The 25918-nt window shown below is 48.1% G+C and carries 27 protein-coding genes and 1 riboswitch; of the genes, 13 read left to right on the forward strand and 14 right to left on the reverse strand.

The genetic code is table 11. The features are described 5' to 3' along the window. Positions 1-149: 149 nt before the first annotated feature. The 3 genes from ACFQZT_RS31520 to ACFQZT_RS31530 all read left to right on the forward strand — a co-directional run bounded on the left by ACFQZT_RS31520 (position 150) and on the right by ACFQZT_RS31530 (position 2762). Positions 150-332 carry a hypothetical protein gene (locus ACFQZT_RS31520; protein WP_379306790.1) on the forward strand — a complete coding sequence of 61 codons (183 nt, stop codon included), beginning with the start codon at positions 150-152 and terminating at the stop codon, positions 330-332. A 255-nt stretch (positions 333-587) separates the two neighbouring features. Beyond that, a complete protein-coding gene (gene pepF / locus ACFQZT_RS31525) occupies positions 588-2378 on the forward strand; it encodes an oligoendopeptidase F (RefSeq protein ID WP_379307025.1) in 1791 nt (596 codons plus the stop codon). Between the two features lie 66 nt (positions 2379-2444). Then, a complete protein-coding gene (locus tag ACFQZT_RS31530; protein ID WP_379306792.1) occupies positions 2445-2762 on the forward strand; it encodes a LapA family protein in 318 nt (105 codons plus the stop codon). Positions 2763-2946: 184 nt separating this feature from the next. Here the strand turns inward: ACFQZT_RS31530 and ACFQZT_RS31535 are convergent, their stop codons facing one another. Further along, positions 2947-3777: a DUF92 domain-containing protein gene (locus ACFQZT_RS31535; RefSeq protein WP_379306794.1), complete on the reverse strand. Its 831-nt coding sequence runs from the start codon at positions 3775-3777 to the stop codon at positions 2947-2949. Positions 3778-3998: 221 nt separating this feature from the next. On the opposite strand from ACFQZT_RS31535, the gene ACFQZT_RS31540 reads away from it, so the two are divergent. Further along, a complete protein-coding gene (locus ACFQZT_RS31540; RefSeq protein WP_379306796.1) occupies positions 3999-5183 on the forward strand; it encodes an HD domain-containing phosphohydrolase in 1185 nt (394 codons plus the stop codon). A gap of 116 nt (positions 5184-5299) precedes the next feature. Then, on the forward strand, positions 5300-8575 hold the full coding sequence (locus tag ACFQZT_RS31545) for a DEAD/DEAH box helicase (RefSeq protein WP_379306798.1): 3276 nt from the start codon (positions 5300-5302) through the stop codon (positions 8573-8575). 71 nt (positions 8576-8646) lie between these two features. On the opposite strand, the gene ACFQZT_RS31550 is transcribed toward ACFQZT_RS31545, so the two are convergent. Together ACFQZT_RS31550 and ACFQZT_RS31555 are read right to left on the reverse strand one after the other, a co-directional pair. Then, positions 8647-9279, reverse strand: a complete 633-nt coding sequence (locus tag ACFQZT_RS31550) for a fumarylacetoacetate hydrolase family protein (protein ID WP_379306800.1) — start codon at positions 9277-9279, stop codon at positions 8647-8649. Positions 9280-9301: 22 nt separating this feature from the next. After that, positions 9302-10561, reverse strand: a complete 1260-nt coding sequence (locus tag ACFQZT_RS31555; RefSeq protein ID WP_379306802.1) for a CapA family protein — start codon at positions 10559-10561, stop codon at positions 9302-9304. Positions 10562-10714: 153 nt separating this feature from the next. Between ACFQZT_RS31555 and ACFQZT_RS31560 the strand changes: the two genes are divergently transcribed. Beyond that, a complete protein-coding gene (locus ACFQZT_RS31560) occupies positions 10715-11494 on the forward strand; it encodes a metallophosphoesterase family protein (protein WP_379306803.1) in 780 nt (259 codons plus the stop codon). A gap of 59 nt (positions 11495-11553) precedes the next feature. Here ACFQZT_RS31560 and ACFQZT_RS31565 read toward each other — a convergent pair whose 3' ends face one another. Then, complete coding sequence (locus tag ACFQZT_RS31565; protein WP_379306805.1) at positions 11554-12135, reverse strand: spore coat protein; 582 nt, start codon at positions 12133-12135, stop codon at positions 11554-11556. 180 nt (positions 12136-12315) lie between these two features. Between ACFQZT_RS31565 and ACFQZT_RS31570 the strand changes: the two genes are divergently transcribed. Then, complete coding sequence (locus ACFQZT_RS31570; protein ID WP_379306807.1) at positions 12316-13530, forward strand: MFS transporter; 1215 nt, start codon at positions 12316-12318, stop codon at positions 13528-13530. Positions 13531-13564: 34 nt separating this feature from the next. After that, entirely contained in the window at positions 13565-13783 is a 219-nt protein-coding gene (locus ACFQZT_RS31575) for a hypothetical protein (RefSeq protein WP_379306809.1), read from the forward strand. A 73-nt stretch (positions 13784-13856) separates the two neighbouring features. Here ACFQZT_RS31575 and ACFQZT_RS31580 read toward each other — a convergent pair whose 3' ends face one another. Then, positions 13857-14498: an O-methyltransferase gene (locus ACFQZT_RS31580; protein WP_379306811.1), complete on the reverse strand. Its 642-nt coding sequence runs from the start codon at positions 14496-14498 to the stop codon at positions 13857-13859. Between the two features lie 122 nt (positions 14499-14620). Here ACFQZT_RS31580 and ACFQZT_RS31585 point away from each other — a divergent pair, with 122 nt between their 5' ends. After that, positions 14621-15772 carry a THUMP domain-containing class I SAM-dependent RNA methyltransferase gene (locus ACFQZT_RS31585; protein ID WP_379306813.1) on the forward strand — a complete coding sequence of 384 codons (1152 nt, stop codon included), beginning with the start codon at positions 14621-14623 and terminating at the stop codon, positions 15770-15772. 365 nt (positions 15773-16137) lie between these two features. On the opposite strand, the gene ACFQZT_RS31590 is transcribed toward ACFQZT_RS31585, so the two are convergent. The 7 genes from ACFQZT_RS31590 to ACFQZT_RS31620 form a co-directional block, all read right to left on the reverse strand. Further along, positions 16138-16266, reverse strand: coding sequence for a hypothetical protein (locus ACFQZT_RS31590; protein ID WP_379306815.1), 129 nt, complete (start codon positions 16264-16266; stop codon positions 16138-16140). Further along, positions 16256-16651, reverse strand: a complete 396-nt coding sequence (gloA2, locus tag ACFQZT_RS31595; protein WP_379306817.1) for an SMU1112c/YaeR family gloxylase I-like metalloprotein — start codon at positions 16649-16651, stop codon at positions 16256-16258. The genes ACFQZT_RS31590 and gloA2 overlap by 11 nt, the downstream gene beginning before the upstream one ends. A gap of 150 nt (positions 16652-16801) precedes the next feature. After that, positions 16802-17716: an exopolyphosphatase gene (locus ACFQZT_RS31600; protein WP_379306819.1), complete on the reverse strand. Its 915-nt coding sequence runs from the start codon at positions 17714-17716 to the stop codon at positions 16802-16804. Positions 17717-17822: 106 nt separating this feature from the next. Further along, positions 17823-18638, reverse strand: coding sequence for a DUF2935 domain-containing protein (locus tag ACFQZT_RS31605; RefSeq protein ID WP_379306821.1), 816 nt, complete (start codon positions 18636-18638; stop codon positions 17823-17825). Between the two features lie 95 nt (positions 18639-18733). Continuing rightward, complete coding sequence (locus tag ACFQZT_RS31610) at positions 18734-19039, reverse strand: hypothetical protein (RefSeq protein WP_379306823.1); 306 nt, start codon at positions 19037-19039, stop codon at positions 18734-18736. A 97-nt stretch (positions 19040-19136) separates the two neighbouring features. After that, positions 19137-19230: riboswitch (cyclic di-GMP riboswitch) on the reverse strand. A 102-nt stretch (positions 19231-19332) separates the two neighbouring features. Further along, positions 19333-20556: an MDR family MFS transporter gene (locus tag ACFQZT_RS31615; RefSeq protein WP_379306825.1), complete on the reverse strand. Its 1224-nt coding sequence runs from the start codon at positions 20554-20556 to the stop codon at positions 19333-19335. A gap of 141 nt (positions 20557-20697) precedes the next feature. Next, on the reverse strand, positions 20698-21747 hold the full coding sequence (locus ACFQZT_RS31620) for a glycine-rich domain-containing protein (protein WP_379306827.1): 1050 nt from the start codon (positions 21745-21747) through the stop codon (positions 20698-20700). 113 nt (positions 21748-21860) lie between these two features. Here ACFQZT_RS31620 and ACFQZT_RS31625 point away from each other — a divergent pair, with 113 nt between their 5' ends. Both ACFQZT_RS31625 and ACFQZT_RS31630 read left to right on the forward strand, forming a co-directional pair. Further along, the gene (locus ACFQZT_RS31625; protein ID WP_379306829.1) at positions 21861-22751 is read left to right on the forward strand and encodes a TIGR01777 family oxidoreductase; all 891 of its coding nucleotides are present in this window, start codon (positions 21861-21863) and stop codon (positions 22749-22751) included. Between the two features lie 728 nt (positions 22752-23479). Next, a complete protein-coding gene (locus ACFQZT_RS31630; protein WP_379306831.1) occupies positions 23480-23974 on the forward strand; it encodes a glutathione peroxidase in 495 nt (164 codons plus the stop codon). 70 nt (positions 23975-24044) lie between these two features. Here the strand turns inward: ACFQZT_RS31630 and ACFQZT_RS31635 are convergent, their stop codons facing one another. Beyond that, entirely contained in the window at positions 24045-24266 is a 222-nt protein-coding gene (locus tag ACFQZT_RS31635) for a YuzB family protein (protein ID WP_379306833.1), read from the reverse strand. Then, positions 24266-24568, reverse strand: a complete 303-nt coding sequence (locus ACFQZT_RS31640) for an iron-sulfur cluster assembly accessory protein (RefSeq protein ID WP_379306835.1) — start codon at positions 24566-24568, stop codon at positions 24266-24268. The genes ACFQZT_RS31635 and ACFQZT_RS31640 overlap by 1 nt, the downstream gene beginning before the upstream one ends. A gap of 193 nt (positions 24569-24761) precedes the next feature. Between ACFQZT_RS31640 and ACFQZT_RS31645 the strand changes: the two genes are divergently transcribed. Next, positions 24762-25121 (forward strand): winged helix-turn-helix transcriptional regulator, encoded by a 360-nt coding sequence (locus ACFQZT_RS31645; protein ID WP_379306837.1) that lies wholly within the window; start codon positions 24762-24764, stop codon positions 25119-25121. A 38-nt stretch (positions 25122-25159) separates the two neighbouring features. Beyond that, positions 25160-25906 carry a type I methionyl aminopeptidase gene (gene map / locus ACFQZT_RS31650; protein ID WP_379306839.1) on the forward strand — a complete coding sequence of 249 codons (747 nt, stop codon included), beginning with the start codon at positions 25160-25162 and terminating at the stop codon, positions 25904-25906. Positions 25907-25918 lie beyond the last annotated feature (12 nt).

Below are 25918 nucleotides of genomic sequence, written 5' to 3' on the forward strand. Positions count from 1 at the left end.
CAGCCTTCTATTCCTAACAAATAGGTAGGTTTTCCAAGCTTTTTAGACATCATACAACGACCTATAAAAGGATTTCGATCGTCTTTAGCGAAACATAACAATGATTGAAGCTTTCATTCCACTATTTTAATCTGATAGGATGATCCGCAATGACCGATTCCGGTACCATATTAACGTTTATTCTCGTCTCCTTTTGCCTGGCTATTATTCTAATTATGAAGAAAGACTCCCTTCCCCCGCAGTTCAAACGATCTCTCGCGCTTCTTGCCATTGTGATGGTTTCCATTTCATTTGTACTTGTTTTGATCAGCTTTTTCGGCCTAGGCATGTGATTGTCAAATTTACTTCTTTCCAGCTTTTTCATATAATCATAAATGTATGGGCTTAAGGTCATACTAGGTGAAAACCATCTTATGGGAGTTCAGTTCATGATTTCCTGGATGGGTAAACGCCGGGGGCTGACCGCTATGCGCTGGATCTACGTAACTGCAGCGTTGGGAATTCTTCTAAGCTCTGTTCCCGCTGCCGATTTGCACGCCAATGAAGTAAGGTTACCTCAATCTCAAACCAAGGACAGGAGGGCTCCGATGACTCAAATTTTGGAACGTAAACAAGTACCGGCCGAGCACCGTTGGAATCTGGAGGACATATTCCCCGACCAGAAAGCTTGGGATCAAGAATTTCAACAAGTGAAAAACTCGCTTGGCAAAATCAGCGCTTTCCAAGGGAAGCTGAGCGATCCTGCCGCAATAAAGCAGATCTTTGAACTCGAGGATGAGGTCTCTCAAAAAACCGAAAGACTTTATGTTTATGCAAACATGAAGCACCACGAGGACACGGCAGAACCTACTTATCAGGCCTTATCCGATAAAGCGAAAAAAATCAGCGTCGAAGTTGGCGAAGCGCTCTCTTTCGTTTCACCGGAAATTTTAAGTTTATCCGAAGAAAAACTCCATCAATTCGTGAATGATCCTTCCTTATCGTTTTACAAAGATACGCTCGACGAAATGATTCGCCAGAAGCCGCATACGCTTTCGAAAGAGCAGGAAGCGCTATTGGCGCAAGCCGGCAACATGGCCGGAGCACCGAGTACGATTTTTGGCATGCTAAACAATGCCGACTTGAAGTTCCCTAAGATCAAGAACGAGAAGGGTGAAGAGGTCGAGCTAACCCACGGCAGCTACATTCAGTTCCTGGAAAGCCGCGATCCTGAAGTGCGGAAACGTGCTTTTGAAGCGGTCTATTCTACATATCGCAGTCAAAAGAACACGATTGCCGCGACGCTCAGCGCAAATATTAACAAAAATATTTTCTATGCCAAGGCTCGCCAATATCCTTCGGTGTTGGAATCCACACTTTTTGGAGATAACATCAAGAAAGAAGTATATACGAACCTGATCAGCACGGTTCACGATTCTTTGCCTCAACTGCAGCGCTATTTGAAACTTCGCAAGAAGCTTCTTAAAGTCGATGAACTGCATATGTACGATTTATTTGCTCCGCTGGTGGAAGAATTCAACATGGATATTACCTATCAGCAGGCCAAAGAAGAGATTAAGAAAAGCTTGGCTCCGCTGGGCGAGAATTATTTGAAAATTCTTCAAGACGGTTTCGATAACCATTGGATCGATGTCTATGAGAACAAAAACAAACGCAACGGCGCGTACAGCTGGGGCGCTTACGGCACGCATCCCTATGTCCTGCTGAACCATAAGGACAACTTGAACAGCATGTTCACATTGACGCATGAAATGGGGCATGCCATTCATTCATATTTGTCCGACGAGAATCAAGCTTACCGTTACGCGCAATACACGATTTTCCTTGCGGAAGTAGCTTCTACGCTTAATGAAGCACTGCTTATGGACTATTTGTTGAAACGCGTGACCGATCCGAAAGAAAAGCTTTACCTGCTCACTTACTACGCGGATCAGTTCCGGACGACCGTATTCCGTCAGACGATGTTCGCCGAATTCGAGATGATCACCCACGAAAAAGCGGAATCCGGAGACTCTTTGACACCACAAGAATTCAGCGAAATCTATTACGGGCTAAATAAGCTGTACCATGGCAACGATATGGTCGTGGACCAGGATATCGAAATGGAATGGGCGCGCATCCCTCATTTCTACAACAGCTTTTACGTATATAAATATGCGACCGGCTTCTCCGCAGCCACCAGCTTTGCCAAGCAAATTCTGGACGAAGGCCAACCTGCTGTGGACCGCTACCTCGGCTTCCTGAAAAGCGGCGGCAGCGACTATTCGCTGAATATTTTGAAACGCGCCGGCGTTGACATGTCGACCCCAGAGCCGATCAAGCAAGCAATGAGCGTTTTCAGCTCGCTTCTCGACCAAATGGAAGAGCTGACGAAATAATATCGACTTGAAAAGGTTGAAGGCGCAAGCTTTCAGCCTTTTCCATTATGAAAGGAAGAACATGGTATGAAAATGCAGTGGATACTGATTTGCGCTTTGATTTTCGCCCTGATTACAGCTGTCTTTGCTGTTAGCAATGTTGAGCCTGTGCAAGTTAATTTCTTGTTTACACAAACGAATACGCCATTAATTCTCGTTATTTTAACATCGACTCTACTAGGCGGCCTGATCGTCGGCATGTTCGGCATGATACGCCAGTACAAGCTTCAGCGAAAAGTTCGTCAGTTAGAGAAGCAGCTGCAAGATGCAGTTGCACCTGCACCAGTTGGACAACCTGTCCTAGACGCTCAGACACAAGAGGCCGGTAGTTCTAGCGTTCACTAGCAAACACAAACAACCCTGTCCTTTTTACTTGGGAACAGGGTTGTTTTGTTGATGTGTGTGAATTACAATAATCAAAGGCTAAAAGCCTGTCAAGATGAATAAAGGGGAGCTTGATTTCATGACTGCAGTTATTGTTTTTTCTATCCTTATCGTGCTCGGAATGCTCGGTTTACTCATTTGGGTATTAAATAAAGCTTATTCCCGCAAAGATGAATAAAACCAAACAAATAACCCCTCCTGTGAGCGAGCTGACGGCATTGACGTAGTCATTTGTCATGCCTCTCCATCCTCCCGCTTGCCCAGCGCGCGTATCGCAATGAAACTCCTTCTCTACCGTTTTGCCGCAGACTTCACAATGAAACATGACTTGCACGGTCGCGCCCAGCCAAGAATCGATTAGAGAACCCGCAAGTCCGGATAGTGCGCCTATCCATAGGAGGGGAAGCATGCCAATAGCTGCTTCTTTTACTTCTCCGCCGCCCATTTGGCTCAATATCCACCCAACGGCTCCAATGAACATACCTCCCAGGAGAGACGCGAACAAGCCCATTCCGCTTACACCGCCCGACGTACCGGCTGGAACTCGCTTCCCGCTGACGATCGACCTTGGCGCAGATTTACTGAGCCCACCAATCTCTGTCGCCCATGTATCGGCATTCACCGTTGCCATAACTCCAATGAAAATCGCCCACCATGCCAAGTTAGGCCACAACGAATTACAGATGCAAAGCAACAAGCCTATGCCCCCATTCGCCGCAACTTGCCCGGCATCTCTTCTCCCGCTTTTCGCATATCCGCTCTCCGCTTCCGCTTTCCGTTTATGTTTGAATTTAGAAAGCAAAGTCGAAGAAACGAAGAATGCAATGAGTGTACCGAACCATGCCGTGCTGCCTAGCGCATACATCGTGGTTCCAAGCAGTATAGCGGCTAAAAAACCGCTTCCGGACAAGGATCCCCTCCAGCAAGCAACACCTGCGATAACAAGGCTCCCTATAGCTCCCCATAACCATTCCAACACTTACCACTCCCATTCTTTTCAACCAAATCCGTTCGATTCATCCTACACATTGTAACATACCGCTTTTAGCGTCACCATCTTTGTAAAAGATACATTCACATTCGACAAAATCAATCAAAATAAGTGAAATTTCAGCAGGAATCCGAACTTTCTGAGAGAAGTATATGGTAAAATAGGGATCAGCACAGTTTACTTCGGAGAACGCTAAGGAGACTACCATGGGACATGAACTTTTCGGTTTAGAACCTCGCTTCAAAAAAGATCTTGAGCCTCAAGAGATGCTGCGCATCATATTTGACTATGCGGCTAAAATCGCAAATGAACGAATTCTGGATCATGTACTTATGCTAATGGCTGATATGGGACGTGACATGATCGTATCCGATCGTTGTACAGTGTGGCTGCTCGATGCTAACAAGAACGAGCTCTGGTCCAAGGTCGCCCACGGGGTCGACGAAATACGTATTCCAAGCACCGCCGGTCTTGTCGGTTATGCGGTAACTCATGATAAGGCTGTATTTATCGACGATGCCTATACCAATGAAGAATACAAGCCTTACTTGATCAACGGCGCTCTGCGTACGGATCAACAAACGGGTTATCGAACCAAGGCGCTGATGGTCATTCCCTTCCGCAACAATGAAGGTGAAATTATGGGCGCCTATCAAGCTGTAAACAAAATGACGCCGAACGAACAATTTTCGGATAAAGATATGGAGTATTTAACACTGGCCGCATCCTATGCCGGCAAATCGTTGGAATCCGCATTGCTGACGCATGAGATTGAAGAGACGCAGAAGGAAATCATTTTCACGATGGGTGAAATCAGCGAGAGCCGCTCGAAAGAGACAGGGAACCATGTCAAGCGTGTGGCTGAGTACTCTTATGTGCTTGCACTTGGTTTGGGCATGAATCAAGAAGAAGCGGATCTGCTGAAAATGGCATCGCCTATGCATGATATCGGCAAAGTCGCCATTCCCGATGATGTACTTAAGAAACCAGGCAAATTGACCGATGAAGAGTTTAAAGTCATGCAGAACCATACGCTTATCGGCTATAACTTGCTTAAAAATTCCAATCGCCACATTCTCAAGACGGCAGCCATCGTCGCATACGAGCACCATGAGAAGTGGAACGGACGGGGCTATCCTCAGGGATTGAAAGGTGAAGAAATTCATATTTATGGACGGATCACGGCGATCGCAGATGTGTTCGACGCGCTTGGCAGCGAAAGGGTATATAAAAAAGCTTGGGAACTTGACCGTATCTTGAACCTGTTCAAAGAGGAGCGAGGCGAGCATTTTGACCCGAAAGTTGTCGATGTGTTTTTTGAGCAGCTGCCCGCGATTCTCCGCATCCGCGATACCTACTCGGACACCAATTTAAAAGAACGTGCTATATAAACATCGGGCTTTCTACTCGTCATCGTCAATGACCGGGGAAGGCCCTTTCTTTTATTTCGCGTTCAATCTGTTATCATATGGAGTATGATATTTATTCAAAAGGACGGATTCTTACCATGAGCTTTCGATTGACAGTCGATGCCGTAAAAAAATTATGCGGGCGGTTCGCTTACGAAAACGGAGAAAACCACTATCACCAAGGAAGAGTAACTTTCACGAACGTAGATCCTGCTGGTTTGATTTATGAAGCAACGGTGAAAGAAAAGTCCCTAAGCCACATTTATGTTGAGTTTGTTCAAGAACAGAATGTCCATGCAGAATGCACTTGTCCCGATTACTATCCTGACGATTTATACTGCGAACATATCGCAGCTGTCCTGCTGAATATTCAAAATATGCAGCATTCGCGTTCATTACATGCCCAATCGGATCCTTCAAATCTACATCTTGTTGAAGCGTCCGATGACGGGGCCGCAACCAGAGACAATAAGCTGACCAGCGGCATTCTGGAATTGTTCGGCAGCAAGCCTTTACGCTCCAATGTTACCCGCTCACTTATTGATCACAGGGCCGTATTGGATGTGGAGTTCATCTGCAAGCCTTACGCCTACGGTTACCAATCGTATATGTTCGGTATCGAGATAAAGATTGGACCCAAGCGGTTATATATTGTACAAAACATTAGGGATTTTCTGGAGCGGATAGATCGCCGAGAAACGCATGCGTTTACCAAACAATTCCGCTATGATCCGGAGCTTCACCGCTTTCAAAACGAAAATGACGCCATCCTTCGTCAATTGATTCACATTTATCAGAACGAAATGATGATTCGCGAAGCTTCGAATTCCGTGCTTATGCGCCCAATGGGCGGTGAACGGACGCTTCTGGTTCCTCCTTTTTTATGGGACAGCCTTGCTCCTCTGCTTGCTAATGCTCCTATGGCACATCTCGAACACAATGATAGAATATTCAATAGTCTTCAAATTTCGGAAGAATCACTCCCACTTCATTTTGAATTCGATCAAGCGCAAGCGGACGGTTACCAATTGGAGGTTCAGGGACTTAACGAGATTACCGTTATGGAGGCATATAGCGTTGTTATTCATGAAGGAAAATTGCTGAAGCTGCAAAGCGATGCCTGCAAGCGCCTTTCAGAGATGAAGCAGATGCTGGAGCACTCCCGTAAAATGAGTATTCCGATTCGGCCAGAGCTTATGGAACCCTTTATGGAAAAAGTCGTTCCTGGTCTTATGAAGCTGGGGAGCGTGCGAATCGCTCAGGCCGTTTCCGACCGCATTACGCAAACACCTTTAAAGGCCAAGCTTTATTTGGATCGCGTTAAGGATCGACTGCTAGCGGGGCTGGAGTTTCAATACGGTGAAATCATTATTAATCCTCTTGAAGGAAATAATCAGAGACTCGGCGCGGATCGTATTCTCCTGCGTGACGGCGAACAAGAGCGACAAATTATCGACCTTATGGAGCAGAGCGCTTTCGTCAGGACGGAGGGCGGATATTTTCTGGATGGCGAAGAAGCCGAGTATGAGTTCCTGTACCATGAATTGCCGCAATTAGAAAAGCTCGCGCAAGTCTTTGCAACATCTGCTGTGAAAACAAGACTCCTGACAGGGCTTACAGCGCCAAAGGTCAAAGTAGATTCGGATGAACGGACCGATTGGCTCGACTTCAAGTTCGATATGGCAGGCATTCCGGAATCGGAAATCCGCCATTTGCTCAAGTCCCTGGAGGAGAAACGGAGATATCATCGTCTTCCGGATGGCGCATTATTGCCGCTGGAAAGCGCAGAGTTTCAAGAAATTGTCCGCCTTATGAATGAAATGGGGATTCGTCAAGAGGACATTCAGGAAGGCGGGATCCATATCCCTCTTATTCGAGGACTCCACTTGATCGATACCCAGTTGAGCGGAAGTTCCGTCCAACTAGGGAAATCGTTCCGCCGGCTGCTGGAAAACATGCGAAATCCGGACAATCTGGACTTCCCAATTCCGGGCAGTCTGGTCAGCGTGCTTCGCGATTACCAGAAGTATGGATTTCAATGGTTAAAAACGCTATCCCATTACCGATTCGGCGGCATTCTGGCCGATGACATGGGGCTCGGTAAGACCTTGCAAAGCATTTCTTTTCTCGTCTCCGTCCTTCCGGAAATTCGCGATCAGAAATTGCCGGCTATTATCGTCTCTCCCGCTTCGCTAGTCTATAACTGGCAGAATGAACTACACAAGTTCGCCCCGGATGTTCAAGCTGTCATCGTTGACGGAACCAAAGAGGAACGGAGTAAATTGCTGAGAAACGCCTCACAAAAAGACGTCATCATTACCTCCTATCCTTTACTGCGAAGAGATTATGAAATGTATGTCGAGCTTTCTTTTCATACCCTCTTCTTAGATGAGGCGCAAGTTTTTAAAAATTACACGACGCGGACAGCTCAAGCGGTGAAAGGGATTCAAGCCCAGCACCGTTTCGCACTCACGGGAACGCCGATCGAGAACAGGCTGGAGGAGTTATGGTCCATTATGGACGTCGTGTCCCCCGGATTGTTCCCGGGACGCAAGGCATTCAACGAATTGTCCAGAGAAACCGTCGCTAAGCGGGTTCGTCCGTTTTTGCTCCGAAGACTCAAGACAGACGTACTGAAGGAGCTCCCGGAGAAGATCGAGTCGCTTCAAGCCTCCGAACTGCTGCCGGAACAGAAGAAGTTATATACGGCATACCTAGCCAAGCTGCAGCAGGAAACATTAAAGCATTTGAACGAAAAAGGGTTTCAGAAAAACCGGATCAAAATTTTGGCCGGCTTGACCCGGCTTCGCCAGCTGTGCTGCCATCCCGCTTTGTTTATCGAGGATTATGCCGGAAGCTCGGCCAAATTCGAACAGCTGCTGGACATTGTGGAGGAGTGCCGAAGTGCGGGCAAACGGATACTTATCTTTTCTCAATTTACAGTGATGCTCGGCATGATCGGGCGGGAGTTAGGCTACCTGGGTGTTCCGCATTTTTATTTGGACGGCCAAACGCCTACTAAAGAGCGCGTGGAACTTTGCAGAAGGTTTAATGAAGGCGAACGCGATTTATTCCTTATTTCCCTAAAGGCGGGCGGCACAGGACTAAACCTGACCGGAGCGGACACCGTCATTCTTTATGACCTGTGGTGGAACCCTGCCGTTGAACAGCAGGCAGCCGATCGTGCGCACCGCATTGGGCAGAAAAAGGTTGTACAAGTGATTCGCCTCGTCGCCCAAGGTACGATCGAAGACAAAATGTATGATCTTCAGCAAAGAAAGAAAAACTTGATCGACGAAGTGATCCAGCCGGGCCAAGAAGCGTTGTCCGCTTTGACGGAGCAGGAAGTGCGAGAGCTTCTCTCGATAGGATAAATGAGATGCTAAAAAGAAGCCCCCTAATCCATGAAATAAATGGGATAGGAGGCTTCTTTTTCAACTATTCATTAACCTTCAGTTTTGATCGTTACAGCTCCGAATACTTCTTCTCCCCAGACAAGCTCCAAACGGTCTCCACTGCTTACAGGACCTACCCCTTCCGGCGTTCCCGTATAGATAATATCCCCTGCACCTAATCCATAGTGCTTTGCAATATAATCAATAATCGTCTGAAGGTCAAAAATCATGTTGCTAATATTCCCGTTTTGCACAACGTTTCCGTTCTGCAGCAGCTTAAAGTTCGAATCCGCAAGCACGGCAGCGCCCGGGAACGGGCGAAACCGGCTAATCGGCGCTGAACCAAGGAAGCCTTTGGCCGGGAGCCAGGGCTGACCTTTTTTCTTAATCACGTTTTGCACATCCCGAAGTGTAAAATCAATACCCAGCGCGTATTGATCCACGATGTCATCCACAGTCGCGCCGGCACTGTATGGCTTTGCAATATGCAGCACCAGTTCAGTTTCATAATGAATTTCGCCATGGCTTCCCGGAAGTGTTAATTCGCCTCCGTCTATTTCTACAAGGGCATGCGTAGGTTTTGTAAAAATCATCGGCTGATCCGGAACATCGTTGCCGAGTTCGGCGGCGTGGGCTCTGTAATTGCGCCCTACACAATAAATATTGCGAATTTGTTCCTTCATTTTTCCTTTGCTCCTATCTATCTCATTTCTTTGAAACATTACCCTGTGCGTCGACTTGCGCACCTAACGAAATTTGACTCAGCCGTTGAAAAAGCTTGGCTCCATCTTCGGCATTCATGGGTGTCGGCAGCGCACCTTTGGTTAATATGGGCACTAGGTGCACGTCGCACTTCTTTTCTTTGGAGCACGAAGCTTCCATAATGACCGTTTCCCAAGTTTTAGGCACATCGTTGGTTGTGAAAATAAAGTTGCCCAAGCTGTAGGCGATCCACTTGCCCTTGTATTGTTCAAGGCCTTGAAGCACATGCGGATGGCCGCCAACAATAAGATCGGCACCTGCATCAATGTAGCGATGCGCCAAATCCTTCTGGTATTTGTCCGGTTGATCGGTTCTCTCAACGCCCCAATGCGTGATGACGACAACGAGATCAGCCTTCTCCTTCGCTTTCTGGATGGCTTCAACAGGAGGTTTGTAGTTGTAGGTTTCAGCGACGCCAGGGTGCCCTGGGCCCGCTTTCCATGAACCATCCGGAACGACGCGACTGAACCCGAGGAAAGCGATTTTCATTCCTTGCTTTTCGACAATGACAGGTTGATAAGCTTCTTCCAAATCTTTTCCGGCCCCTACCCGCTTAACGCCCTCTTGATCCAGAGAAGCCATGGTGTCCAGCAGGCCTTCGGTCCCGTAATCCATCACATGATTGTTGGCCAAATTGACCAAATCAATGCCGGAAGCTTTCAAAGCCGGTAGCGCCAGCGGCGAAGAGCGGTATACGTAATCCTTACTTTGAACCGTACCTCTTGTTGTTATTGGCGTTTCCAGGTTAGCGATCGTATAATCAGGTTTGCTCAAAAAATCGGTTACATTTGAATACGGATGATCATAACCTTTTTCCTTTAAAATATCTTCCACTTTAGAGGCAAGCAGTACATCCCCAACAAATGTAAGCTTTACTTGCGCATCACCTGTGGCTGGATTGTCCGATGCGGCTGGTGAAGGACTCGTTAATACAGCTTTTTGCGTAGGCTGCGGACTAAGCGTGGAGTTTGGCTTTGGCGTTGCTGCACTCGTTGATGGAGGAACTGTAGCCGTTGCAGAAGTCGATGCGGGTTTAAGTTCTTCGGCAGGCGTGCTGCGCGATGTCCAATGAGAAGCAGCTGCTCCAATGGCGAAACAGACGGCAGCAGCTAGTGTGAGTCCACCTATCACTTTGAGCGGAGTCTTGTTTCGTTCAGGTCGCTGTTGCTTTTGTTTACGATGACGTTCTAATCTGGATTCCAATCGAGCATTCCCCTTTCCCCAATATCAAATTATACCAGAATAACCCTCGTAACGGTAAGTGTAAAGAGGAACACATTCTCATATGGATCTCTCTGTGGTATAAAAGAAGCAGAGTTTCATGATTTGCCTTGGAGGAGAAAGGACGTATACATCTTGGAAAAAATTGCGATTATTTCAGATATTCATGGGAATATACCGGCTCTGGACGCCGTGCTTCGAGATATAGAATGCAGAGGCATTCACCGGATTATTTGCCTGGGCGATATCGTTGGCAAGGGACCTGGCTCCGCAGAGGCGGTAGATCGCATTCGAACCGTATGTGAGACCGTTGTGCAAGGAAACTGGGATTTGGGCATCACTTACCCCCAGGATCAACCGACGGGATCTTGGCATCAGCAGCAGCTCGGCGAAAAACGGCTCGCTTATTTGGCGCAACTGCCATTTTCCGTCGATATCCGCATGAGCGGGAAGCTCATTCGATGTTTCCACGCTTCTGCACAAAGCGTCTTCCATCGGGTGAAACGCAAAGCGCCCAAAGCGGAGCGAATGGCGATGTTTGAAAATACAGAAATGACAGGTACGCCAGCGGATGGGCGGCAGCCCGATATCGTCGGATACGGGGATATTCACCTCCCTTATCTGATAACGATCAAAAACACGTCTGAAGAGAAATTTGAGGGGCATATAAATAGTGGACGGGTACTTTTCAATGTAGGGAGTGTTGGAACGCCATATGACGGCATCCCGCAAGCCAGCTATTGCATATTGGAAGGAGTAACCGATAGTACGGTGGCGGGGCCAGCAGGATTTTCCATTCAATTTGTCCGTGTCCCCTATGATATTGCACAGGCCGTCCATCTTGCATATGCATCCGAAATGCCCGAGAGCCGAAGATATGAACTCGAAATCTCGACCGGTCTGGTTCATAAATGAGAAAAAGAAGCCCCCTGTTAGATTTCAAAGAATCTAATGGAGGCTTCTTTTTCGTTAAGCTACACGTAAGGAGCTGGACTAGTCGCATGCATCGGCTGAAAAGCGTGCAAGAACGTTTTTGCCGTATGATCCTGTATGGTAGGTACTTGATACTGGCCTAGCTGATTCATCAGCAGGAACGTATCATAAGCATGCTGATTCGCAGAGATAGCGCCATTGAGCAGCATTTGCCGCACATTCGGATCTGCGCATTCGAGCGAAGCCTGCATGCCGTTTTTGGCACAGTTTTTATTGCTGCACAGCAAGGCGCTTAAGATCTGTTGATCATTCAGCCTGCCCTGGAATTGAGGGGCCATCGGGGATGGTTGGCGCAGTCCGTAGGCGACCTGCTCTGGGGAGATTCCACCCATAGAGGAAGCCCCAGCGCTGAATGATGCCGACCGATTAGCCGCACTGTAATCATGTGTGTAAGCGACTAATTGATCATACTGCTGAACAGTCGTTTGCAGCTGACGCTGAATCAGATCGCGAACTTGCGGACTTTGCGCCTGCTCGGCATAAAGGGAGTAATGTGTAATCGCACTTAATTTTTCATTCAATATTTCATGAACTTCCACGGTTTCATGTGCGCCGAAAGGCATCTTGGATCTTCTCCTTTTAATGAGTGGTTATTGGAATTTTTCACCATACACTACTATCCCCGTTCATCATGAAAGTATGCATAATGAATCCAGCCGTTCTCCAGTTAGGCGTCTCTCCGTATTCTTGATATAATAGACTAGTTATGAGAATGCAACGACAGCATGAAATGGGGACTCCGAATGGTTCGTTGGCAAGTGAATTTGACCGTTCTTTGGCTGGGACAATTTTTAGTCATGGGCGGAATGACGATGATCGTTCCATTCCTGCCTTTATATTTACAAGAGCTTGGTATGAAAGACCCGCATGAAGTGGCGACTTGGGCAGGTATTATTTTTGCCGGCAATTTCGTAACGTCCTTCATGTTTCAACCGATTTGGGGCGGATTAGCGGATCGCTACGGCCGTAAAGTCATGCTGCTGCGCTCCGGGTTCGGCATGGCCGTCGTCATGACCCTCATGGGCTTTGCCGGCAATGCTTGGCAACTGCTAATACTGCGCATGGTGAACGGGACGATTTCCGGCTATGCACCGGCAGCGGTCGCGTTAATGTCCACCAATACGCCGAAGGAGAAAATGGGCTTCGCCATGGGCACACTCCAATCCGGAGCCGTTGCCGGAACGATCCTTGGGCCTTTTATCGGCGGCTTGCTGGCCGAATGGATCGGTTACCGGTATATCTTTTATATCACCGGAATATTGCTGTTTGCCGCTTCACTCTTGACACTTCTGCTCGTAAAAGAGAAATTTAACGTCAAGGAAGCTGCAGCCAAGCCGAAAATTTCGATTATCCAAGCATTTGGACAGTTAAAGCACGTCCGCCAGTTGCCTTCGCTCTATGCGGTAACGTTCCTGATTCAATTTGCGATGCTGAGCACGATGCCATTGATGCCGCTGTTTGTGGCCGAACTTCACGGGCAGGCCGCAGGGCTCGTCTTTTTTGCCGGATTAGTTGGCTCGATTACCGGGTTCTCGAATATGGTTGCCTCTCCGCTGCTGGGCAAACTTTCCGACCGGATTGGACCGGAACGCATTCTTGGCATCTGCCTCGCCGGTGCGGCGGTTCTCTTCATTCCGCAGGCTTTCGTTCATAATGTTTGGCAGCTGTTTGCCGCTCGGTTTGGGCTTGGCATTTTCATGGGTGGGCTGCTGCCTACCGTTAACGCACTTATTCGCAAATATACGCCAGAAGGGATGGAAAGCCGTTCCTATAGCTTTAACACAAGTGCACTCAGCCTTGGCAACATGCTAGGCCCGGTTGTTGGAGGTGCGATTTCCGGATATTTGAATATCCGTGAGATCTTTATCTTGTCGACGATTCTGCTCTTTATCAATTCTTTTTGGGTGTATAAGACGCTGCTTCAAAAAAAGATGGCAAACAATTCCACAATATGGTAATCTAGGTGTATTGTTGATAGAGAGGATGCCATGCATGAAGCTGAATTGGCGAAAAATTGTTTTCATCGTCGTTTGTGCGGAGCTGCTGTTTATTTATTGGAACAGCATCAGCGCGATTCCGTTTAAGAAGCAGCAAACCACTCATCCCATTTCTACCCCACAATCGAATCCTTCATTGACGCAAATAAAACCTATAACACCAAACAGTCAAAGAGAAACGGAATTACATACAACGATACAAAAAGCATCGTGAAACAAGAAAAGCGGTCGATCTGCAGAACTTTCTGCTGATCGACCGCTTTTTGTTGAGGTAGCCGGTTCGCCATCTATTTCACTCGCGCAAGTGCCAGTCCGTCATAAGCTGGAAGAATGGTGCTTTCAAGTCGAGGATCGCTGGCGATCAGGCTGTTGAACTTACGCATGGCCTGCACTGAAGCTTTGTTCTGCTGCGAGTCGATGACTTTCCCCCGCATTAACGTGTTGTCACCGGCAATAATAGCGCCTGGATTCGCAAGTTGAATAGCGTATTCCAAATAGTTCGGATAATTGACCTTGTCCGCGTCAATGAAAAAGAAATCAAACCGCTCCCCGAGACTCTGAAGGTCCGCGAGGTGATCCAGCGCCTCGCCGATCCGGTATTCAACATAATCCCCGAGACCTGCATCGGTGACATTCTGCTTCGCGACATCGGCGAACTCCTGCTTCAATTCGAGAGAAACCAGCTTGCCGCCCTCCCCTAATCCGCGTGCCAGGCATATGCCGCTATAGCCGCCCAAAGCACCTATCTCCAAGACTCGCTTGGCTCCGATCATTTTCACTAACATCGTCAGCAGTCTGCCGTATCCTGGCGCAATTGAGATTTCAGGCATATTCTGGGCGCGAATGCCCGCTTTTACCCGCTCTAGGACTTCATCTTCTTCATATAAATCCTCCATGTAGCTTTCGGCAGTTACCGTTTCCATGGTCATCGCTCCTCTTCTTGGGCCTCCCGCTGGAGGTTTCGTTTGTAAGTGTATCCCTTTTGTCCTATACTTGTTAATTGTATGAGTTTTATGAACGATGCACAACCCGTTTAGGAAGGGATAAGATCATGTCGCAACTTGAATTAATCGCTACTTGTCCAATGGGACTTGAAGCCGTCGTCGCTCGCGAAATTCGCGATCTCGGCTACACGGAAGTGACCGTTGAGAACGGCCGCGTACGTTTCATAGGAGATGAACTGGCCATTTGCCGGGCCAATATATGGCTAAGGACTGCAGATCGCATCCTCGTGCTCATGGGCCAATTCAAAGCGCTCACATTCGATGAGTTGTTCGAGGGCACGAAAGCTTTAGCTTGGCCGGACTGGATACCGGGCGATGCCGAATTCCCTGTGGAAGGGCGCTCGCATAAATCACAGCTTTCCAGTGTGCCTGCTTGTCAGGGGATCGTGAAGAAAGCGATCGTAGAGAAAATGAAGCTACGCTATGGCACCGAATGGTTCGCGGAAACTGGCGCGCGTTATGTCATCGAGGTCGCTCTGCTGAACGATATCGCGACGCTTACGATCGATACGACCGGCCCGAGCCTGCACAAGCGCGGCTACCGCAAGCTGGTGACGGAAGCGCCGCTCAAGGAAACCATGGCAGCTGCCATGGTACTCTTGAGCCGCTGGCGCGTCGAGCGCCCGCTCTACGACCCGTTTTGCGGGTCGGGCACAATCCCGATCGAGGCGGCGATGATCGGGTGGAACATTGCGCCGGGCCTCCGGCGCAGTTTTCCTAGCGAGGAGTGGGACAATGTCCCCTTCGAGCTGTGGGAGCAGGCCCGCGAAGAGGCCTACGACGCAGTCCGCGACGATGTCCCGTTGGACATCGTTGGCAGCGACATCGATGGCGCCGCCATCGATGTGGCCGAAGCCGCCGCGAAGGCGGCTGGCCTGGCGAAGCAGCTCCACTTTCGAGTGGAGCCTGTGGCCAAGGCCCGCCCGCGCGGCGACTACGGCTGCTTAATCACCAACCCTCCCTACGGGGAGAGGCTTGGTGATTCCAAAGAAGTCGAGCAGGCGCTGCGCCAGCTCGGCTCGATCACGGGGCAGCTGCCCTCGTGGAGCGTGTTCGTGCTGAGCCCGAGCCAGCAGCTCGAGCACTACATGAGCCGCCGCGCCGATAAGAAGCGCAAGCTGTTTAACGGCCGCATCGAATGCAATCTTTTCCAGTACTTGGGCCCATTGCCGCCACGTAAACCAATCGAGAGCAATTAGGCTGTGACTGGCAAGAACAAATAACATCTTGCCCATTTTTCCGCATTAAAGACCGTCAGGAAAGTTCATCCTGACGGTCTTTTTATGTGTAAATCCATACATTTGCGACGAAGGAGAAATTAGGTATGGCATCTGCCCACTTCAAATATGTAATCTCCCCTGTAACGATGGAAAACATCGCTATTCACTCGATTCCATTTACTTTTACGTCTGGAACGCTGAATAACATCGTTAACGCAGCGATCTGCGTCCCATATACTCGAACTCGCTTAGAAAGGTGAGCCACTCGTTCTGGCCTGAAAGCCCTCAATGACTTTGTCCACCCACTGTAAAACACAGTTGGCCGGCCAAATTCATGAGGGCTTTTATTTAACAAACAACCACCATATCAGCAGCGCCCAAAAAGGAACCGAGATCAGGATACTCCACAAGCAGCCTTTGGCAAAACCTAGCTTCGGTTCCTGTTCCGTCTTTAAGTTCCGATCACCCGACATGCTCCACCAGCTCCAAAGGCAACCCATCCGGATCCGCGAAAAAGGTGTATTTCTGACCCGTTATCGGATCTATTCGCACCGGCTCAACGTGGATCCCTTTCTCTGTCAATTCCCGCACACTCTGCTCCATATTTGCAACTGTAAAAGCCAAGTGCCTGAGCCCGCGCGCCTCCGGCCGGTTGACTCTTTCAGGCGGATTCGGGAAAGAAAATAATTCAATCTGCTGCTCCGTGTCTCCTATCTGCAAGTCCAGTTTGTAGGAATCACGTTCTGCCCGATAAGATTCGTGAATCACTTTGAGACCAAGCAGATTCACATAAAAATGCTTCGATCGTTCATAATTCGAGCTGATGACAGCAACATGATGAATGCGTTCCAGATTCATGCTTTCCCTCCAATTGACCGAATAACTCTCCGGTCATTTTCTCTTTTTTACTCATCATACCTTCTTGTTATCGCAGGGCGCAATACGAATCAGCGCAAAAAAGCCGCATTCCGGGCGACTTCCCCATCCTGCAGCTGTCTGATCACACTATTATCCGTCTGCTCTCATCGTCTCAACAAGACTATGAAGCACTTCTTCCGCTTGCTCATACGGCACTTGGCAAGTTCCGGCTGCATGGTGCCCGCCTCCGCCGTTCTGGAGCATCAATGCGCCGATATTCGTTTTCGAAGAGCGATTAACGATACTGTGCCCGCAGGCAAACACGCAATTCTGCTTATTCCGGCCGTCTACGATCCAGATAGAGATATTTTGTTCCGGATACAAGGCATAGACCATGAAACGGTTGCCAGGGTAAATGTTCTCCACATTTCGGAGGTCGGTGACAATCACATTGCCTTCAGTTCGCGTATATGTACTCAACATGTCGCGATACGTTGCATCCAGCTCAAAGTACCGATCTACGCGCTCTTTCACATCTGGAAGCTCCATAATCTCATCAACCGACTTTGTCGCACAATGCTCAACAAGATCTTCCATAAGCTGGTAGTTGCTAATTCGATAATCACGGTAGCGGCCAAGCCCCGTACGAGCATCCATGATGAAAGAGAGCAAATCCCAACCGCGAGGATTCAAAATATCTTCTTTGCTGAATTGCGCGGAGTCCGCTTTGTCTACACCCAACATAATGTCGTCAATATCGCCAAACGTTTCTTTGCCGCCATAATAATCGTACACCACTCTCGCCGCGCTTGGAGCAATGCGGGTCTCCCCTTTAAACTCCACCTTTTGTCCCATCCGTTCCAGCTCGCTGGAATGGTGATCGAACCATAGGCCACAACCCGGTACATACGGGACATTCGCCAAAATATCATTTTCCGTGACTTCAATTAATCCGTCCTGCATATCTTTGGGATGAACGAATTTCATTTCATCCACCATGTTCAGCTTCTTAAAAAGCATTGCACACACCAAACCGTCAAAATCGGAACGAGTGATCAATCTCATGGTATTTCCTCCCCCAACAGTAGTCCTTAGGAACTACTCCCATATCGATTTATTATATCGTCCCTGTCGATCTGTGACAATGATTTTATCAAGCTTTACACGTTCCCTAATTCTCGATTCTCGGCGCTAGCGGATTGCCGGAAGGCTTCTTCGTTTCGGAGACCTGTGATAACTTTGTCAAGTAATAAAGTTCTTCTCTAGCCATATGGTCCGCCATCAACGGTGCCAATGTGCCTAAGGTCTCATGCGTAAGTCTCTGCTCTTCAAGTTCGCGTAAAAACTCCAAAAACAAGGTCATTTCAAGTTCTGCTTCTTTGTTCAAACGGCTTAATGCTGGAAAATGATGCAGATTCGTACGGAGATATTGGGCGAATTCGACCGCTTTTAAATAAAACTCCTTGAATTGATGCGCGAAGTGGCTGCTCATTTCTTTGCGTTTACTCTCTGTCAAATCAAGATTATCCTGAATCGCACCGGCATGGCCGAACGCATCTTGCAGCCATACCAAATGCAAATGAATCGGACTCGGTGCCGGCGGGAATTCCTGCCTAACCAAATATCCCATCACGGACAGGGCTTCATCAAGCTCATTCAACATATGATTGACAAACGTAGGCGGCAAACTCAATCCGATTTTCCCCGTCAAATGACGTTCCAGAAGGTGCAGCTTGAAGGCGCGCAGCTCTTGTGCTTTCTGATAAGATCTATGATTCAGCATCATTATGCCTGTTAAATCAAGGTTCGCGCGAGCGGTCTCAAGCAGACTGTCAAAGGTGAGGATAAAGCACCGCGCATGCTCAATTTCCATTTCCTCATTTGGCGCAAGCGCGTTGTAGATGAACCGGCCATGATCCCCAAGCACCTGCAACCAGAAACGCTGTTCATATAAGGCCGCCGATTCAAAATCATTCAGCTCTCCCATTCTCTTACCTCCTAGGCATTTGCGTATAACTGTACCCAACATATGTGCATCCGCCTATACGTGTGCAGAAGAGATAAGAGAAAAAAACGGTGCGCCTAAATCGGCTGCACCGTTCTCCATTTGGAAGATAAACATTGATAAAGTCTTGTAAGGAATGCTTCAATTTGTGACAATGGCGGAATTTTCACGGAAAGTTTAACCTCGCCTTTCCAGTAAAAGATGAGAATGCTGTTGTTTCGTCCATGAAACATTTCGACATCCCAGCACGTCTCATTTAGTGCATATTCTTCCCGATTAATCAGCAGCTTCGGTCCGTCTGAAGACGGCACCAAACGGGCGACATGATTACCGCAAAGTGAAGTGATTTTCTGTTCTTCGTGTAGCATCCATTCAGGCTGCATGTTGCAGGATCCTCCCTTATTTCTTCATATTCGTGACAAAAGAAAAACCCCGCCTTTTGAACCGATCGGAGGGGTTCTGGATGTTGAAGACCCAATCGTCGGCGGCTGGCTGGCACCCGGTCCACTTGCAGGACAAGAGAGCCCCTCTAGCTTTGCGTCGCTGGCTTTCGCCAGGTTTGCCTTTATCGTGATGTTTTTAGCGAGATGTATCGAAAGCTGTCAAATGTTGATACCTTTACTATCAAGAATAAGGGATGATTGGAAGAAATCGAATAGTTCTATGGAACTATTTTTCACATATTTTCATTCTTTATTACGGTTTTTGCAACCGATTGACGTCTTGAACCTAGTTGGTAGAACAAGGTTCCACAGATCGTAACACAAGCCATTACGGTATACAAAGTACTTCCGTTGTACGAAGCAAGCAAAAATCCGCCGATCCATGGTCCCAAAAAGTGGCCTACATTCGTTAGTGTCTGTGCCCCAAAATAAGTTCCGCGCATATGTGCCGGGGCTAATTTGTCGATGAGCATATTGGCCGCAGGGTAATTAAGTATCTCACCGAAGGTGAATACAATCATCGAGAAGACGAGCGGTATCGTCGTATGCGAGTAAGCAAACCCGACATCCCCAAGCGCAAACATCAAGTTGCCGGCCGAAATGGCGACAAGCGGCGTATATTTCTCAGCCCAACGTGTTAGTGGAATTTGCATGGCTATAACGGTTATAGCATTTACGCTCATCAGTAATGCAACCATTTTCACACCATCAGCGATGCTATGCTCCAAGTACTGAGACAAGGTCACCATAACCTGCGAGTAGCCGATCGCACCGATGATCCCGCCAATACTATAATACCGGAATGTCGTATCCCTTCGAATGACCTGCCAAGCGGAAGCAAATGTGACATTCGCCTTCTTCTCGCCTTCGATTTTTTTGATGCCGAATGCGGATAGAAGTGCATAGAGCGTGACGGCATACACAAAATAGACGATTCCCGTAATGAGAAACGGCAGCGATCCGTCCATCGTTGCAAAGAAAGAACCGAGCAAAGGTCCGACAGCCGCACCAACATTAATAGCCATATAACGCAACGAGAACACTTTCAAACGTTTCGCAGGTTCTGTTAAATCAGCCATTAATGCTTGAGAAACAGGTTCGTAGAAGGATCTGCACAAGCCGTTGAGCATATTCAGCAGCATGAACCAAATCGGCAGTTTCACAAAGGCAAAGCCGGTAAAAACGAACGCCCATCCAAATAAAGCGGCCAGCATGATAATACGTCGACCGAATCGATCCGATAGCGTCCCGCCAACAAAACCGCCAACAGTTCCGGCCAATGCTCCCATCCCGATGACAACGCCGATCATAACCTCGCTCATAGACGTGTTTCTAGACAGGTAAATGGCAAGAAATGGCAAACTCATCGAGGATGCCGCCCTTGCCATAACGGTTCCGAGAATCAGCGTATGTACGATCGGATGGTATGTACTTAGAAAATTACGAAGTCGATTCATGCTGCGCAGCCCCCCTGTCTCTGATATTTATTAACCCAAGGTTAATGAATCCGAAAGATAATTATACACGAAAAATGTCAGCATGTGTCTTTTTCGCGCAAAAAAACACCTTCCCAATCAGGAAAGGTGTCTGCTGCACTATTAACTGCTGCAGCCGGATCCGCAGCTAGAGCTCGAAGAACAGCTGGAGCCCGAGGAACAGCTCGATCCCGAACTGCAGCTGCTTCCGCTGCCGCTATCTCCAGAACTACCATCGCCGGAATTGCCGCCATCCCAGCTTCCGCCTGAGCTGCCGCAGCCCGATGTGGAGCAGTTGCTTTGGTTTTGCCACTTCTGTCGATCTAATTCCTCTTCCGATTGTGGAAGAATCGGGCTCATACTGCTGTCATAATTATCGCTATCCAAGATGGAGTAGAACATCATGGCACCAGCCAGGTACATCATCCCGTTGCCAACCGAACCCTGTTGCGACCACTCCGTGTCCTCGATTCTGTTGCTTTGCGCCGCATGCCTTGCTTCATGAATCGCCTGCTGAATGAGCATGCGGATCGTTTCCTCCACCTCAGGATACCGCTGAGCCTGTTCCATATCAAACCAGCGCTCGGCGATCTCGGATTCGATGCCTTCGCGAAGCAGATTTGTCCGCTCCTGATCGAGCGGATGACGGAAAAATCCATTCCAGCAGACGGTGCTGGAAGGAGCAAATTGGAACAAATGCGCATATACCCAGTCAAACCATGCGCGTTCTCCCGGCATTTGTCTGGGCTCCCGTTCCGGAGCATGATGAATGACGCCGCCGGCAAACATTTCTCCGAATCGTTGATATTCCCTGGTAAACATTAACATTTCATGCCATATGGCATCAATTCCCTGGCTAAACATCGGTGTTCGTTTCAATATCAAGTTCATCAGGAAAAAGCGCTGTAATTCAAACCATTTGCAAGCAAACTCATCATCCGTCATGTTCCGATCTTCCGAAAGTACCCGATATTTCAATCTTTCCACATAATCAGACGGAATGGCGCTCTGGAGTCTGGCCACAGCACTCTGCAATGGAACGCCCGGAAGCAGACCCAGCCCTTGCGGCAGCTCCGAAGCATCATAACGAAATCTGGCCTTGGCGAATCGCCTTTGTCGATTCAGGTTCTTTTGGGGTGTCGAGGCAAACCATTTGCGTAATAAGCGAAACATAAGGCATCCCTCCCTTTTTCCAATATAACACAATATTGTTAACGGAAGAATAAAGACAATTGGAAATCGTTGCATCAACAACCTATAATCAAAGAAAAAGGAGGCGCACACCGATGAAAATTGCAGTCACCGGCGGCACCGGATTTATAGGCGGACGATTGATCAATTATCTACTTCGGGAAGGGCATGAAGTCATCAACATATCACGCTCGGCCGCTATTCATACTCATGGAGTCCCAACCGTGTCCTGGGAGCATCTGGAAGAAACGCCCTCCTTGCTTGAAGGAATTGATGCGATTGTCAATCTGGCAGGCGAGTCCATTAATCAGCGATGGACGTCAAAAGCAAAGGAGCGTATCGTGCAGTCACGCCAAAAAGCCGCTGCCCAAGTGGCTAAACTGGTCAACCGGCTTGAGGTCAAACCGAAAGTGGTTGTAAACGCGTCAGGCATGTCGATCTATGGCACTTCGGAAACGGAAACGTTCGACGAGCGCAGCCCGCATCGTGTCGTCGATTTCTTATCGGGTGTTTCCGAAGCATGGGAGCAGGCAGCAGATCAAATCCATGGAACACGCATCGTAAAAGTACGCGTCGGACTTGTCCTTGACGGCAGGGAAGGCGCTTTTCCCAAGATGGCTCTGCCCTATAAGTTAGGGGTTGGCGGCCCAATCGGCAGCGGAAAACAATGGCTATCGTGGATTCATATCGATGACATGGTGAGGCTTATTTCTTTCTGCTTGGAGCACGAAGCGATAAGCGGACCCGTCAACGCGACAGCACCCAATCCCGTGACGAATAAGGAATTCGGAAAGGTGTTGGCGAAGACGTTGCGACGACCGGATTGGTTTCCGCTGCCAGCTTTCGTGATGAAGTTGGCTTTTGGCGAGTTGTCCGTTCTCCTCTTGGAAGGCCAGAAAGTATTGCCGCGGGTATTGCTGGAGCATGGATTTGATTTTAACTATACAACGGTAGATAAGGCACTTGCAGATATTTTGAGGGTTTGATAATCCGGAAAACAGGGTTAACCCGGCTACCTCGCCGCAGCTTCCGATGATAAGTTTCGAGTCCGGAATGCTACCATAGCCACGGTCACTGCGCTAATGGCTTGAATAAGGAACCGCGGTCGTTATTAGTGAATAAGTTTGACGCTAATTTTTGGCGAAATAGCCATATCGGGGCTCGAAAGAACAAAAGTCCATAAACAACGAACAGTCTTCGCTAATTATGGACTTTTATTCGTTCGAAGCCTGATTGGTGGTCATTTACCCGCCAAATGCGTCAAAATGTTCTCTATTTAGAGACATTGGTTCTTTCCACGACGGGTAAGGGGGAACTGTAGACATATAGGGCATTGCCGACTGTTTAGGCATTTCAATCTTCTTTACTAGAGCTTTAGCGGTCATTCCGGACAAATAGATGACTCATTTGTTCTTTATTTGAGGGTCTTTATTAACGAACAATAGACCTAATTCCGTTGTTCATGCCCAAGCATCGGCCATCTTGGAACAGCAAAAACTGCTGCGAGCACATGGAGCAGGCGTCTTCTTCTCCGTATTCTTTTCATAGTTACCTCCAACATGAATAGATTTCCACTACGAAATAGCATACTGCTCTAATGTTCACGGAGTATTATTTCGTGATAAAAATCTTGTAAAAACAAAAAGTCCTTTTCAAACGAAATAAAATTGTGTACAATTAATTTGCACAAAATATATATGAGAAGGTGAACCTTTTGAACGTCCATGATTTTAGTGTCCGAACGATCCGCGGAGAAGAAAAACCGCTTTCCGACTACCGCGGTCAAGTGCTGCTAATCGTCAATACCGCTACGAAATGCGGGTTCGCCCCCCAATTCACAGGTCTTCAAGAGCTTCATGACACATACAAAGATCAAGGATTTACTGTTCTTGGCTTCCCTTGCAATCAATTCAGAGAGCAAGAACCCGGCGACGACGCCCAGGTCGAGCAGGCTTGCCAGATCAATTTTGGCGTGAATTTCCCGCTTTTCTCCAAAATCGACGTCAACGGCCCTGGCGCGCATCCTCTCTACCGCCATCTTAAACAACATGCATCCGGTCTTTTCGGTTCAGGCATCAAATGGAATTTCACGAAGTTCTTGGTTGACCGGCAGGGCAATGTCATCAAACGATTTTCACCAACGACAGCTCCTCATAAAATTGAGAGCCAGATCCGCAAACTGCTGGAACGATCAGCGGTCCACGCATAAGCTGGCTACCACGCAAAAAAAGCATCTAGACCACTTTAAAGTGGCTGGATGCTTTTGTGCTTACTCTTATTTATTTCACATACTTCTTCGCCTTTTCGATCGCTTCATCCTCTGTCGTTCCGGTTATGTAACGTCCATTAATAAAAATAAATGCAAATCGAGAACACGGACCGCAATATGACTTACAGGCCACTTTGACGTCAGCGTCCGGCGCAATAGCTTGAAGCTTCGGCAGGGCGGTCTTCACTTTCATGTGTTTGCATTTATCACAAATGCGAATATCATTCGGCATTAGTGATCTCCGTGGTTCCCCTTGCTAGGGTTCGTAATCATGAAGCCTTCTTCCGGTGTGTAGAAGTAGTCGATCCGAATACCGTCAAGAAGCGGTTCGTCTTTATCCAGCAGCACATCGATTCCTTTATCCGTGCTGACAACGACATCGTTAGTCGATTTATCGTCAAGACCCAAACCATAGTGGGCGTGGTCGCCATGTTTGTGAGTCACTTGTACGCGAACCGTTAAACCTTTGTTTTCTTCTTTGTCCAGCTCCAATTGGAGTACTTTTGCTGCATTGCGAGAAATTTTGACGTTCATATGTACACATCTCCTGAAACTAGTTTTATTCTTATTGTAAATAATCGGGACAACGAAATCAACCTTCGTTAAGCTTGCAACTTCAAGTCTCACTCTATAAAATAAATAGTAGCGGGAAAATTGAACACTAAATACAACATTGTAACTTACTTACCTCGAAGTTAGTGACCTAAACTTGAAAGGATGCGTTCTTATGTCTACCCTTGAGAATGAGAAAATCGCTCCACTCAGCAATTATATTCCCAAAGAACCTAATGTGATTGAATGCTCCATCGAACGGACGCTGGAAGTTATCGGCGGCAAATGGGCCTTTCTTGTACTTCGAGAATTGTTTTGCGGCACACGCAGATTCGGCGAGCTGCAGCGGCAAGTAGCCGGAATCAGTCCCAAATCGTTGACCGACACGCTTCGTCACCTTGAGGAACATGGCGTGCTGGAACGAACGGCATATCCGACCGTCCCCGTCACGGTGGAATATACGTTGACACCGAAGGGCGAGGATCTGCATCAAATATTGAAAGAAATGAAGTTATGGTCCGCAAAATGGACATAATGAAAGATTAGGGACCTACGTCAGAGGAGTGTTACTAGATGATTACAATTAAATCCAAAGAGCAAATTGAAAAAATGGGCGCAGCCGGCCGCATTCTCGCCGATTGCCATAAAGAGATCGCCAAAATGATTCGTCCCGGCATTACATCTTGGGAAATTGACCAATTCGTCGAAGGCTTTCTGGCCAAACACGGAGCTACGCCGGAGCAAAAGGGATACCGCGGCTACGAATACGCAACCTGCGCCTCCGTCAATGACGTCATTTGTCACGGCTTTCCGAAAAAAGAAGCTTTGAAAGACGGCGACATCGTCACCATCGATATGGTCGTCCGCAAAGACGGATGGCTGGCAGACTCTGCATGGTCATACGCGGTAGGCAACGTCTCTCCCGTTGCTGAGAAGCTGTTAAAAGTAACGAAAGAAGCTCTCTACAAAGGCATCGAAAAAGCGGTTCCCGGCAATCGCATCGGCGACGTATCGCATGCCATTCAAGTCTATGCCGAGTCTCAGGGCTTCTCTGTGGTTCGCGACTTCATCGGACATGGGATTGGATCAGAAATGCATGAAGAGCCGCAGGTGCCGCATTACGGGCCGGCAGGCAAGGGACCGCGCATCAAAGAAGGCATGGTTTTCACGATTGAACCTATGCTTAATGTAGGCAAATTCCATGCAAAGGTTGATCTGGACGGATGGACGGCACGCACGGTTGACGGAAGTCTTTCCGCTCAATATGAACATACCATAGCGATTACAAGCCAGGGACCGATCATATTGACGGAACAATAAAGTCTCTTTGGA

Origin of the sequence: Paenibacillus sp. GCM10027628, assembly GCF_042676385.1 — a bacterium.
In the GTDB taxonomy this organism is placed as follows: Bacteria; Bacillota; Bacilli; order Paenibacillales; family NBRC-103111; genus Paenibacillus_E.

Excerpts from the sequence above, each read along its gene's own strand:
- ACFQZT_RS31610 (WP_379306823.1), bottom strand. The coding sequence starts at position 19,039 with ATGCAGCCTGAATGGATGCTACACGAAGAACAGAAAATCACTTCACTT.
- ACFQZT_RS31520 (WP_379306790.1), top strand. The coding sequence starts at position 150 with ATGACCGATTCCGGTACCATATTAACGTTTATTCTCGTCTCCTTTTGC.
- ACFQZT_RS31570 (WP_379306807.1), top strand. The coding sequence starts at position 12,316 with ATGGTTCGTTGGCAAGTGAATTTGACCGTTCTTTGGCTGGGACAATTT.
- ACFQZT_RS31615 (WP_379306825.1), bottom strand. The coding sequence starts at position 20,556 with ATGAATCGACTTCGTAATTTTCTAAGTACATACCATCCGATCGTACAT.
- ACFQZT_RS31605 (WP_379306821.1), bottom strand. The coding sequence starts at position 18,638 with ATGGGAGAGCTGAATGATTTTGAATCGGCGGCCTTATATGAACAGCGT.
- map (WP_379306839.1), top strand. The coding sequence starts at position 25,160 with ATGATTACAATTAAATCCAAAGAGCAAATTGAAAAAATGGGCGCAGCC.
- pepF (WP_379307025.1), top strand. The coding sequence starts at position 588 with ATGACTCAAATTTTGGAACGTAAACAAGTACCGGCCGAGCACCGTTGG.
- ACFQZT_RS31625 (WP_379306829.1), top strand. The coding sequence starts at position 21,861 with ATGAAAATTGCAGTCACCGGCGGCACCGGATTTATAGGCGGACGATTG.
- ACFQZT_RS31545 (WP_379306798.1), top strand. The coding sequence starts at position 5,300 with ATGAGCTTTCGATTGACAGTCGATGCCGTAAAAAAATTATGCGGGCGG.
- ACFQZT_RS31585 (WP_379306813.1), top strand. The coding sequence starts at position 14,621 with ATGTCGCAACTTGAATTAATCGCTACTTGTCCAATGGGACTTGAAGCC.
- ACFQZT_RS31620 (WP_379306827.1), bottom strand. The coding sequence starts at position 21,747 with ATGTTTCGCTTATTACGCAAATGGTTTGCCTCGACACCCCAAAAGAAC.
- ACFQZT_RS31645 (WP_379306837.1), top strand. The coding sequence starts at position 24,762 with ATGTCTACCCTTGAGAATGAGAAAATCGCTCCACTCAGCAATTATATT.
- ACFQZT_RS31550 (WP_379306800.1), bottom strand. The coding sequence starts at position 9,279 with ATGAAGGAACAAATTCGCAATATTTATTGTGTAGGGCGCAATTACAGA.
- ACFQZT_RS31590 (WP_379306815.1), bottom strand. The coding sequence starts at position 16,266 with ATGTCGGGTGATCGGAACTTAAAGACGGAACAGGAACCGAAGCTAGGT.
- ACFQZT_RS31640 (WP_379306835.1), bottom strand. The coding sequence starts at position 24,568 with ATGAACGTCAAAATTTCTCGCAATGCAGCAAAAGTACTCCAATTGGAG.
- ACFQZT_RS31635 (WP_379306833.1), bottom strand. The coding sequence starts at position 24,266 with ATGCCGAATGATATTCGCATTTGTGATAAATGCAAACACATGAAAGTG.
- gloA2 (WP_379306817.1), bottom strand. The coding sequence starts at position 16,651 with ATGAATCTGGAACGCATTCATCATGTTGCTGTCATCAGCTCGAATTAT.
- ACFQZT_RS31575 (WP_379306809.1), top strand. The coding sequence starts at position 13,565 with ATGAAGCTGAATTGGCGAAAAATTGTTTTCATCGTCGTTTGTGCGGAG.
- ACFQZT_RS31600 (WP_379306819.1), bottom strand. The coding sequence starts at position 17,716 with ATGAGATTGATCACTCGTTCCGATTTTGACGGTTTGGTGTGTGCAATG.
- ACFQZT_RS31580 (WP_379306811.1), bottom strand. The coding sequence starts at position 14,498 with ATGACCATGGAAACGGTAACTGCCGAAAGCTACATGGAGGATTTATAT.
- ACFQZT_RS31565 (WP_379306805.1), bottom strand. The coding sequence starts at position 12,135 with ATGCCTTTCGGCGCACATGAAACCGTGGAAGTTCATGAAATATTGAAT.
- ACFQZT_RS31540 (WP_379306796.1), top strand. The coding sequence starts at position 3,999 with ATGGGACATGAACTTTTCGGTTTAGAACCTCGCTTCAAAAAAGATCTT.
- ACFQZT_RS31530 (WP_379306792.1), top strand. The coding sequence starts at position 2,445 with ATGAAAATGCAGTGGATACTGATTTGCGCTTTGATTTTCGCCCTGATT.